Annotated in this window: 11 protein-coding genes and 1 pseudogene; 8 read left to right on the top strand and 4 right to left on the bottom strand. The window is 42.6% G+C overall.

Annotated elements, in window-relative coordinates; all coding sequences use genetic code 11:
- The first annotated feature begins 420 nt into the window (after positions 1 to 420).
- Both EWV66_RS03355 and EWV66_RS03360 read left to right on the top strand, forming a co-directional pair.
- A complete protein-coding gene (locus tag EWV66_RS03355; RefSeq protein WP_012268295.1) occupies positions 421 to 636 on the top strand; it encodes a hypothetical protein in 216 nt (71 codons plus the stop codon).
- Positions 633 to 914 carry a type II toxin-antitoxin system RelE/ParE family toxin gene (locus EWV66_RS03360; RefSeq protein WP_072926821.1) on the top strand — a complete coding sequence of 94 codons (282 nt, stop codon included), beginning with the start codon at positions 633 to 635 and terminating at the stop codon, positions 912 to 914. The genes EWV66_RS03355 and EWV66_RS03360 overlap by 4 nt, the downstream gene beginning before the upstream one ends.
- 56 nt (positions 915 to 970) lie before the next feature.
- On the opposite strand, the gene EWV66_RS03365 is transcribed toward EWV66_RS03360, so the two are convergent.
- Positions 971 to 1306, bottom strand: coding sequence for a hypothetical protein (locus EWV66_RS03365; RefSeq protein WP_052276313.1), 336 nt, complete (start codon positions 1304 to 1306; stop codon positions 971 to 973).
- Positions 1307 to 1600: 294 nt separating this feature from the next.
- On the opposite strand from EWV66_RS03365, the gene rpe reads away from it, so the two are divergent.
- On the top strand, positions 1601 to 2308 hold the full coding sequence (rpe, locus tag EWV66_RS03370) for a ribulose-phosphate 3-epimerase (RefSeq protein ID WP_002736739.1): 708 nt from the start codon (positions 1601 to 1603) through the stop codon (positions 2306 to 2308).
- Between the two features lie 48 nt (positions 2309 to 2356).
- Here rpe and hisN read toward each other — a convergent pair whose 3' ends face one another.
- On the bottom strand, positions 2357 to 3163 hold the full coding sequence (hisN, locus tag EWV66_RS03375; RefSeq protein ID WP_052276314.1) for a histidinol-phosphatase: 807 nt from the start codon (positions 3161 to 3163) through the stop codon (positions 2357 to 2359).
- Between the two features lie 476 nt (positions 3164 to 3639).
- Here hisN and EWV66_RS03380 point away from each other — a divergent pair, with 476 nt between their 5' ends.
- The 4 genes from EWV66_RS03380 to hypF all read left to right on the top strand — a co-directional run bounded on the left by EWV66_RS03380 (position 3640) and on the right by hypF (position 7516).
- Positions 3640 to 3783, top strand: a complete 144-nt coding sequence (locus EWV66_RS03380; protein ID WP_287115902.1) for a hypothetical protein — start codon at positions 3640 to 3642, stop codon at positions 3781 to 3783.
- 221 nt (positions 3784 to 4004) lie between these two features.
- The gene (locus EWV66_RS03385) at positions 4005 to 4427 is read left to right on the top strand and encodes a coiled-coil domain-containing protein (RefSeq protein ID WP_284526065.1); all 423 of its coding nucleotides are present in this window, start codon (positions 4005 to 4007) and stop codon (positions 4425 to 4427) included.
- Positions 4428 to 4526: 99 nt separating this feature from the next.
- Positions 4527 to 5201: a hypothetical protein gene (locus EWV66_RS03390; protein WP_002797278.1), complete on the top strand. Its 675-nt coding sequence runs from the start codon at positions 4527 to 4529 to the stop codon at positions 5199 to 5201.
- 50 nt (positions 5202 to 5251) lie between these two features.
- On the top strand, positions 5252 to 7516 hold the full coding sequence (hypF, locus tag EWV66_RS03395) for a carbamoyltransferase HypF (RefSeq protein WP_287108136.1): 2265 nt from the start codon (positions 5252 to 5254) through the stop codon (positions 7514 to 7516).
- Between the two features lie 355 nt (positions 7517 to 7871).
- Here the strand turns inward: hypF and EWV66_RS03400 are convergent, their stop codons facing one another.
- Positions 7872 to 8162 (bottom strand): hypothetical protein, encoded by a 291-nt coding sequence (locus EWV66_RS03400; RefSeq protein ID WP_052276315.1) that lies wholly within the window; start codon positions 8160 to 8162, stop codon positions 7872 to 7874.
- 484 nt (positions 8163 to 8646) lie between these two features.
- Here EWV66_RS03400 and EWV66_RS03405 point away from each other — a divergent pair, with 484 nt between their 5' ends.
- The gene (locus EWV66_RS03405) at positions 8647 to 10377 is read left to right on the top strand and encodes a diflavin flavoprotein (RefSeq protein ID WP_287108138.1); all 1731 of its coding nucleotides are present in this window, start codon (positions 8647 to 8649) and stop codon (positions 10375 to 10377) included.
- Positions 10378 to 10519: 142 nt separating this feature from the next.
- Here EWV66_RS03405 and EWV66_RS03410 read toward each other — a convergent pair.
- Positions 10520 to 10700 (bottom strand): annotated as a pseudogene (locus tag EWV66_RS03410) (RNA-guided endonuclease TnpB family protein); the annotation flags it as partial.

Below are 10700 nucleotides of genomic sequence, written 5' to 3' on the forward strand. Positions count from 1 at the left end.
CAACTATCGGCACTATTCGTTCATTAAACACTAATTGTCAAGATGCCATGTAATCTTTCCTATCAAAGTAATTTCAGTTCCGGTGCTGATTCGGAGCATCTTTCAATTTGACAACGCCAAAAATGGGTTCTTCGTTACTTGGTATGGTTCTATAGGGTGGCATAAATCGACTAAATCCTTATCTGGTAAGAGACTTAATTGATTAGAACGTAGGTTGGGTTGAAGTATGAAACCCAACGCCCGCATGGGTTACGCTACCGCTAACCCATCCTACAAATAATTGTGCCTCCCTACTTAGTTAGTTATAAATAGTTGACTAGACAAAAAATGTCGATATAATAAATGGTTATGCGGTAACTCTCGCTATTTTTAGCCTTGATTGTAAACCCTAGATAGTTTAATTGATCGCCCCTTAAGAAAATGGCAATACAAACAACCTTTGCAGAGATTCTAGAAGCAGCCGAGCAACTTCCCCTTGAAGATCAAGAAAATCTCATTCATATCTTACAGAATCGTCTTCGAGATCAAAAAAGAACAGAGTTGGTTAGAGATGTTCAAGAAGCTCAACAAGAATTTGCACAAGGTCAATGTCAACCCCTGACACCTGAACAAATCATGGAGGAAATCCTTGCGTGAATTTTGTTTTATTACGCTCGAATATATTTATTAGAAATGCTCGAAAAATTGTGAAAAAACAGGCTTTTTTAGTTCAAAATATCCAAGAAACTTTAGCTTTATTATCCGTAGATCCATTTCAACCTCGATTAAGAACACACAAATTAAAAGGGGAGCTTAAAGACTCTTACGCTTGTAGTTTGGGCTATAATTTAAGAATTGTCTTTAAATTCGTTGAATATGAGCAGAAACAGGCAATTCTTTTAGAGTCAATTGGGACTCACGATGAAGTTTATTAGTGCGGATGATTATTGCGCTCAGTTTGGAGAAACCGAAACAGAATCAAGATAAAAACCTAAGATGCCTCATTAACAGATATTTCAGCTTTTTTGAGCGCAATTTGCCATTCTAAGTCAGCTATTTCTCGATCGAGTTCGGCAATTTCACTATTAACTTGCTTTAAATCGGCGATAATTTCTTGTTTACTGCGTTTTCTACCGTAGATAGCCAGTTCATCCTCTTGTAATTTCTCAAGGATAGAGTCTAGGGAAGCGGTTAAATCGGCCGAGGGACTATCCATAATACCTAAACGCATTAAGACCTGTACCGCTTTGACAACGTCTTGCTGATAAGCTTCTCTAGAGGGGTAATCTTGGGGGTTTTTGAGATTTAAAGCGTCAATGATATTCATATTCCATCTTATGAAGGTTAAATGCGAAACTGTGATTAGGTCACACTTATATACCTCAAGTTTCTGAGAAATTCCCTAACAGGGATTGCAATATCTTTTATTTTAGAGTAGAAATGATTGATTGTCAGTAGCGGTTATTGCTTTACAACAATTAAAAATTTTTGTCTGTTACAATTTATACAAAATGCTCTGGGATTACCCCGACTGAAAACTCAAATCCGATTAGTGATCACTGATCACTGATTGCTGATAAGATTGTTACGAAAATATAAACACGAAATTCTATAGTTAGCCATGACCCAAAACGGAAGCTCGAAGTCGATCGTAGTCTCTCCCTCGATCCTATCGGCGGATTTTAGTAAATTAGGAGCCGATATCGAGGCTGTGGATAAGGCAGGAGCCGATTGGATTCACGTTGATGTGATGGATGGTCGTTTTGTCCCGAATATCACCATTGGACCCCTGATTGTCTCCGCTATTCGTCCCTATACGAAAAAACCTTTAGATGTGCATTTAATGATCGTGGAACCGGAAAAATATGTGGCTGACTTTGCGAAAGCGGGTGCTGACATTATTTCTGTTCACGCTGAACATAATGCTTCTCCCCACCTCCATCGTACTCTTTGCCAAATCCGCGAACTCGGTAAACAAGCGGGTGTGGTATTAAATCCCTCCACTCCCCTAGATTTAATCGAATACGTGCTGCATTTGTGCGATTTAGTCCTAATTATGAGCGTTAACCCCGGTTTTGGTGGCCAGAGTTTTATCCCGGAAGTTGTCCCCAAAATCCGTCAATTACGCCAAATCTGCGATGAAAAAGGCTTGGATCCCTGGATTGAAGTGGATGGCGGCTTAAAACCGGCTAATACTTGGCAAGTTCTCGAAGCGGGCGCTAATGCGATTGTAGCAGGTTCGGCGGTATTTAATGCCCCCGATTACGCGGCGGCGATCGAAGGTATCCGTAACAGCAAACGTCCCCAACCTCAATTAGCCACCGTTTAATTGCCGCGGGGGTGGGTTAGCTGTTGACTAATTATCTTGCTATTCGCACTAACCCACTCTGCTGATTTGTTCTAAAACCTGCCGCCATAAACCGGAATTAGAGACGGCTAAAACTTCGCTAGAATCAGCTTTTAGGGGATTACCTGACCAATCGCTAATTATTCCGCCCGCACCTTCAATAATCGGGATTAAAGCACAAAAATCGTAGTATTTTAGGTCTGATTCTAGGATTACCATCGGCATGGCAGTGCAGCCAGTGGCTAACATCATATAGTTATAGCAATCACCCCCAAAAGCGGTACGTTTACAGACGCTTTGCAGCTGACGAGCGATCGCTTGTTGTCGTTCTGTGATAAACATTAAGGGAGTGGTGGAGACTAAACAGGCATTTTTTAAGACAAGTTCCCGATCTTGACGGTAGGGATTAACAATCATCTGGTTATTATAAAGACTCGCTTTTCCCTTCACTCCTAACCAGCGATCGCCTAAAATCGGTTGATCGACAATTCCTAAAATCGGTTGATTTTCTGCCACTAGGCCGATTAAAGTCCCAAAAATCGGTAATCCCTTGACAAAAGAGGATGTGCCATCGATCGGATCCAATACCCAATAACGACCACTTTGGGAGGGAATATTGGCTCCTTCTTCCCTAATAACCCCATCTTCAGGCAATTCTCGCCGAATAATTGCCACCATTGCCTCCTCAGCTTCTTGATCGGCGATTGTTACTATTGAGGAAACTTGATCGAGTTTTGTCTCGGTTTCTAGATCAGGCTGCCGAAAATAGCGCCGGATAATCTCTCCAGAAGCGTCCGCTAATTGATGAGCTAGTTGGATAGTGCGATCGATATTCATGAGGGGAAACAATACAGCAGAATTTAGAAGACAGGAGACAGGAGACGGGAGTAGGGAGTCTGGGGAAGTGGGGGAGTGGGGAAGTGGGGAAGTGGGGAAGTGGGTAAGTGGGGAAGTGGGTAAGTGGGGAAGTGGGTAAGTGGGGAAGTGGGTAAGTGGGGAAGTGGGTAAGTGGGGAGATGGGGAAGTGGGGAAGTGGGGAAGTGGGGGATTTAGCGGAAATTTGCCTATCACCCTAAATCCCTATTGCCTCTTGGATAGTGCGAGCGATGTTCATCAATAAAAGTTATCCATACAGGAAAACAATAATGTTTATTTATGGGAAAGGGGAGATGGGGAAGTGGGGAAGTGGGGGAAATTTGCCTATCACCCTAAATCCCTATTGCCTCTTGGATAGTGCGATCGATGTTCATCAATAAAAGTTATTCATACAGGAAAACAATAATGTTTATTTATGGTAAAGGGGAAGTGGGGAAGTGGGGAAGTGGGGAGATGGGGAAGTGGGGAAGTGGGGAGATGGGGAAGTGGGGAAGTGGGGAGGTGGGGGATTTAGCGGAAATTTGCCTATCACCCTAAATCCCTATTGCCCCTTCCATAGTGCGATCGATGTTCATCAATAAAAGTTATCCATACAGGAAAACAATAATGTTTATTTATGGTAAAGGGGAAGTGGGGAAGTGGGGAAGTGGGGGAAATTTGCCTATCACCCTAAATCCCTATTGCGGCATCGAACCTAGAACTATCAATGGGTAACAGTTTGATTTTGACTCCATAATTAAATTAGTCAACGATCGACTCAATCTCAAGACGAGAAAAAATTAATCTATTAGGAGTTTAGCTGATGACGGCTTTTACGGAAAATGACCTAAAAAGGTTAGAAAATCTGATTATCAATGGACAAAAAGCGATCGAAACTCGTTTAACCTCTTTGGAGAATGGACAAAAAGCGATCGAAACTCGTTTAACCTCTCTGGAGAATGGACAAAAAGCGATCGAAACTCGTTTAACCTCTCTGGAGAATGGACAAAAAGCGATCGAAACTCGTTTAACCTCTCTGGAGAATGGACAAAAAGCGATCGAGAATAGCGTCGGAGAGATCAAAAGAGAAATTCAGGTCTTAGAGATAGGACAGACGGAAATTAAGGGAGAAATCAGGACTTTAGACGCAAAAATCACCGGTTTAAATGAAAGAGTGAAACTCATCGAGGCATCCGTGGGAAAAATTCCCGATTTAGCTGAAAAAATTTGGGAGGTATGGATGTGACTGCTTTTGTGGGTGGGGTAATTGGTTGGTTGATTCGGGGAAAATAAAACTAGGCAATGTAACATAGTATTAAGCATTTGTATCTTTTTATTAATTTTTATGGAACAGACAGCTTTAAATCTGATCGCAATTACCGTTTTTTCGATCACTCTTTCCGTATTTGTCACTCCTTTGCTGTCTATTTCGCCTTTTGTCCCCGCTTTAGCTACTTTTAGCCTCTTGGGATTAGTTACCGTCGATACTCTCACCTTTAATAACCGGGGTGTGACTTTACTACTGGATGCTCTTTCTCCTAGTAAACACCGTCAAAGAGTTATTCACCACGAAGCCGGACATTTTCTCACCGCTTATATTTTGGGCATTCCGATCGCCAGTTATAGTTTGACCGCTTGGGAAGCCTTTCGTCAAGGCCAGGAGGGAGTCGGCGGTGTTCAATTTGAACTAGCAGATTTAGAGCAAAAAGTCAAGAACTTTACCGATTTTCCGGCTTTTTTAGAGAGAATTTCTACGGTGTGGATGGCGGGAATTGCTGCCGAAACCTTAGTTTATGGTAAAGCGGAGGGGGGAGAAAGCGATCGATTTTATCTGCAATCGGCCTTAAAATTAGCGGGGGTTCCTGAGAATAATTATGCTCAAAAAGAGCGCTGGAGTTTATTACAGGCAAAAACTCTTTTAGAAAAACAACAGACTGCCTATCAAGCTTTAGTGATAGCTATGGAAAAAAGGGCAAGTGTGGAAGAATGCTGTCGGGTGATTAGTGAAAGTTTAGTATAACGGGAAAAGTAATCAGGGATAGATTTGATAATTTCCCCGTTAAATTATTTATGAATAATCAGAGCATTCAATCCGATCAGCGATTAGCTTTAATTGTGCGCGGAGCAGTACAAGGGGTCGGTTTTCGTCCTTTTGTTTATCGATTAGCAACGGAATTAAACCTAACGGGTTGGGTGAATAATACAGCAGCGGGAGTTTTTATTGAAGTCGAGGGCGATCGAGAAAAACTAGAAACTTTTTTGACTCGATTATCTTTAGAAAAACCCCCTCGATCGCTAATTGAAAATATTGAGACTCAATGGTTAAATCCTATCGGTTATCAAAACTTTAGCATAAGCCAGAGCAGCGGCGGTGAAAAAAATACAATTGTTCTGCCCGATTTAGCCACTTGTCCCGATTGTTTAGCCGATATTTTTGACCCAAATAATCGTCGTTATCGCTATCCTTTTACTAACTGCACTAACTGCGGTCCTCGCTACAGTATTATCGAGAGTTTACCCTATGATCGCAGTGCCACAACCATGAGAGATTTTAATCAGTGTCCCGAATGTCAAAGGGAATACGAAAACCCTCTAGATCGCCGTTTTCATGCCCAACCGAATGCCTGTCCTCGTTGCGGACCCCAAATCAGTCTTTTAGACAGTCAAGGAACTGTATTAGCGGAAAAAGATCAAGCTTTAATCGCCACTGCTAGAGCAATTCAACAGGGAAAAATTATAGCGATCAAAGGATTAGGAGGATTTCACCTAGTTGTCGATGCAAGAAATACGGAAGCAGTGCAAAAATTGCGACAACGTAAACAGCGACCGGATAAACCTTTTGCCGTGATGTATCCTAATCTTGAGTTAGTGAAAAAGCATGGTTATGTCTCTTCTTTAGAATCGCAATTATTGCAGTCTCCTGCTGCGGCAATTGTCCTGATTAAACAAAGAAAAAATTATCTTTCTGCTGCCGTTTCTCCGGGTAATCCCTATCTAGGAGTCATGTTACCCTATACTCCCCTACATCATCTTTTATTAGCAGAATTAGGCTTTCCGATTGTGGCAACCAGTGGTAATCTAGCCGATGAACCTATCTGTATCGACGAAAAAGAAGCTTTAGAAAAATTGGTAACTATCGCCGATTTATTTCTAGTTCATAATCGTCCCATCCTTCGACCAGTGGATGACTCTATTATCAGGGAAATGGCGGGAAAAGCGATGATTTTGCGCCGTGCGCGGGGATATGCTCCCTTTCCAGTTAAAGTTAATGAGGGAGATTTTCCCCCGATTATGGCCGTGGGAAGTTATTTTAAAAATACCGTGGCTATCTACCAAAAAAATCAAGTTTTTATTAGTCAACATATCGGCGATTTAGATACAGTTAATGCTGTCAATCACTTTGAAAATATTCTCGATAGTTTAAAAAAAATATACGAGTTTGCACCCGAAGTTATTGCCTGTGATGCTCATCCTGAATATCTAGCAACCAAGTACGCTTATAGCTTAAATTTGCCCGTTATTCCCATTCAACACCATTACGCTCACGTTTTATCCTGCATGGCAGAACATCAGCTACAACCTCCAGTTTTAGGGGTTGCTTGGGATGGAACAGGATACGGTTTAGACGGCACAATTTGGGGGGGAGAGTTTATCCATATCACTGCCGATTCTTGGCAGCGAGTCGCCCATTTTAAACCCTGGCTATTACCTGGAGGAGAAAAAGCGGTTAAAGAACCCAGACGAGTGGCTTTAGGATTACTAGAAGTTATGGAAAATACCGATAGGATAAAATCAGCTTTTAGTGAACAGGAATGGTCGATTTTTAGGCAAATGTTAACAAAAAAAATTAATTGTCCTTTAACTTCTAGTGTCGGGCGTTTGTTTGATGGTGTGGCGGCGATTCTAGGTTTATGTTATCAATTAAGTTTTGAGGGACAGGCAGCAATGCAGTTAGAATTTGCCCTTGATGGCATTAAAACCGAGGAATATTATCATTTTTCTTTATCCGCTGACTCCCCCATAGTTATTGATTGGAATCAGATAATTTTAGGAGTTGTTGAGGATTTAGAAAAACAAGTACAAATCGGCATAATTGCCGCTAAGTTTCATAATAGTTTAAGTGAGATTATTGTAGAAATTGCTCAGAAAATAGGTAGAGAAAAAATTGTCTTGACGGGAGGCTGTTTTCAAAATCGTTATCTGACGGAAAGAACAATTAATCGCCTACAAGCTTCAGGATTTCAACCCTACTGGCAGCAAACTGTTCCCACTAATGATGGTGGTATTAGCCTCGGTCAAATTATCGGAGCTTTTTCTAAACTTAAACAGTTCTAGATAGGACAAAATTAACTTCTTGGTTAGGATAGGCAAGAGGCAAGGGGTTCATCTCACATTTGCAGAAATACCGACAATCAGCAATTATCAGTGACCCTTAAATTATTACAGACATATCAGCAGCTGCCTGTAAGCATCCCACCGAAAAACTAATGCGCTCCAGGGTTTGGGTAGGGTTGATTCATGAATCAACCCTACTATAGAGTTCTTGCATAATTAATTCTTGAGAGTGCAAAAATGAGATGCACCCAGAGGTAAGAGGTAGTTATAAGCGTTAAAGATAAACCACAGAGACACAAAGAACACAGAGAGCCGATTTTTTTCTAGAATGTTGGGATGGTCGAAAATTGAGATTTTAGCTTAAACGATGCCACTCAACGATTTTATTGCCTACTTTCAAAATAATTGCTTGACCTAAACCCAGTTCTTGTGTCACATTAACTAGATGGGCGAAATTTTGATGAGTGATTGCTAGTCCCGGCAAACAGGCTAGAAAATCGAGACAGAGAACCGTAGAAAATTCCCAAGTTTGTCGGTAAACACGGCAATTATCCGGTAAAAAAGCCACAAGAGTGCGAAAATGACTCAAAGCGGCTTTCTCAAAATTGGCGCTAGTGCAGTCAAAAGACGAGTGCTGATAGCTCATAAAAACTTTGCCTGATAGGGAAAGAGCAGGGTTTCCCTCAGACTAGCACTTCCCTTCTGGGGATCACCTTCCCTTTAGAATTTCTCAATAGACTGGCAAATCCCCCCAGAGGAGTATTCTTACCCGCGAACAAATTGCTAGAAGCTAGGTTTCTTCCCGGAGATAGTGTACCTTAGATATTGATGTCCTTCCGGCTGGCAAGATAACCTGTAAATTTCCCCACTCGTCCCTAGAACGTAGGTTGGGTTGAAGCATGAAACCCAACCCCCGATCATGTTACGCTACCGCTAACCCATCCTACAAATAATTGTACCTCCCTACTTAACCTGTAAATTTCCCCACTCGTCCCCAGCGATAAAAGGCTGTATTTAGTCAAAAATCAAGTGTTGACTTTAATGCCAAACTTGCCTAATAAAAAATGATGACAGCCTCAAGTTGCCGCTTAACTAATTGACTACTTAACTGATAACTGGTAACTAAGATTATGAATAATGCAATTGTCAAACCGAGAGATGTACAAGTAGCACCGATTGCCGTCGATACTTTTGTCTTTCGTTCCCGCACTTGGGACCGGTTAAAATTCGAGATCGAATATGGATTACAAAAGGGAACCACCGCCAATAGTTATCTGATTAAAGGTGAAAAGGTCGCTCTTTTTGATCCACCGGGGGAATCATTTTCGGCCATATTTTTAGAGGCTTTAACTAAAAGAATCGATCCGAAAACTATTGATTATATTATCCTCGGTCACGTTAACCCCAATCGTGCCGTCACCCTCAAGGCACTTTTAGAAATCGCGCCTCAAGTCACTTTTGTTTGTTCTAATCCGGGGGCAATTTCCCTGAAAAAAATTCTCGAAACCGAAGCATTAAATCTGTTGGTTGTCAAGGGGGAAGAAATATTAAATTTAGGAGCAAACCATCAATTAGAATTTATCCCCACTCCTAACCCCAGATTTCCCGATCAACTCTGTACTTACGATAGCAAAACCGATATTCTCTACACCGATAAATTATTCGGAGCGCACGTTTGTGGCGACCAAATTTTTGATGAGGGTTGGAGCGTTTATAACGAAGATCGGCGTTATTATTTTGATTGTCTCATGGCTCCCTATGCCAGCCAAATTAGCAACGCTTTGGAGAAATTAGCCGCTAAATCGCCCTTATTTTATGCCGTTGGTCACGGTCCTCTGGTGCGTTACGGGATGCACGAATTGACCCTTTCCTATCAACAATGGTTAGCAGTACAAAAGTCCCAAGAGTTGACAATCGCCCTGATTTATGCTAGTGCCTACGGCAACACCGCCACCCTCGCTCAAGCGATCGCCATGGGGATCACGAAAGCGGCAGTAGCAGTGACGGCGATTAATGCCGAGTCCGCTGAACCAGAAGAGATCAAAACGGCGATCGAAAAAAGTGTCGGTTTTATCTTTGGTTCCCCCACTTTGGGAGGACACGCACCGACTCCCATCCAAACCGCCTTGGGGATTACCCTGTCCAATGGCGATAAAAGCAAGCTGGTGGGGGTTTTTGGCTCCTACGGTTGGAGTGGTGAAGCGATCGATCTTTTGGAAGGTAAATTCCGGGATGGCGGTTATCGCTTCGGTTTTGAGCCAATTCGGGTTAAATTTAAACCCACGGAGGCAATTTTAAAGACCTGTGAGGAAGCGGGAACCGATTTCGCTCAAGCAGTCAAAAAAGCTCGCAAAAGCAGACAACCAAAAACTAATGTTAACCAATCCCAAAGCGATCGGCGATCGCAGGCCCTGGGCCGTTTGGTGGGTTCTCTGTGTATCGTCACCTGCGAATTGGGAGAATTGCGCGGCGCCATGTTAGCCTCTTGGGTGTCGCAAGCGACGTTCACCCCCCCCGGATTGACTATTGCCGTGGCGAAAGAACGAGCGATCGAGTCTCTGCTTTATAGCGGTACGCCTTTTGTCCTTAATATCCTCCAAGAAGGTCAACATTTGGCTTTAATGAAGCATTTTCTTAAACCTTTTTCCCCCGGAGAAGATCGTTTTGCTAATATCGAAACCACTAAAGCTGAGAACGGTGGGCCGATTCTGGCCGAAGCGCTCGCTTATCTGGAATGTCGGGTAGAACAACGAATGGAGTGCGGTGATCATTGGCTGCTTTATGTGATCGCAGAAAAAGGCAGGGTTTTACACCAGGGTTTAACCGCCATCCATCATCGCAAATCTGGCAGTTATTATTAACTCATGGTGACGGGCAAGGGATCGCAAAAAACAAGGGTTTCGGCTGATCCCGAAAGTGAACAATACTCTCCCCTATCCTTCTGCTACTGTTTGTAAAACAAGATCATTGACATCCTCACCGCCGTAAACGGACGGCGATTCCCTACAGATCAAACAAACTTAATTGAACGATCTTTGGATGGGTTGACGCTTCACGGGATGCTGCTTCTTTAACAGAAGTCTTACACCTTCCTCTGCGTCCGTTTTTTGAGGTCTCCGATTGCCCACCGGCGACCTTGATAATTAAAGTCAGTAAGAGAGTCGCCTCTCCTACTGCTCTACAA

Origin of the sequence: Microcystis sp. M_OC_Ca_00000000_C217Col, from assembly GCF_007095585.1 — a bacterium.
Lineage (GTDB): Bacteria > Cyanobacteriota > Cyanobacteriia > Cyanobacteriales > Microcystaceae > Microcystis > Microcystis panniformis.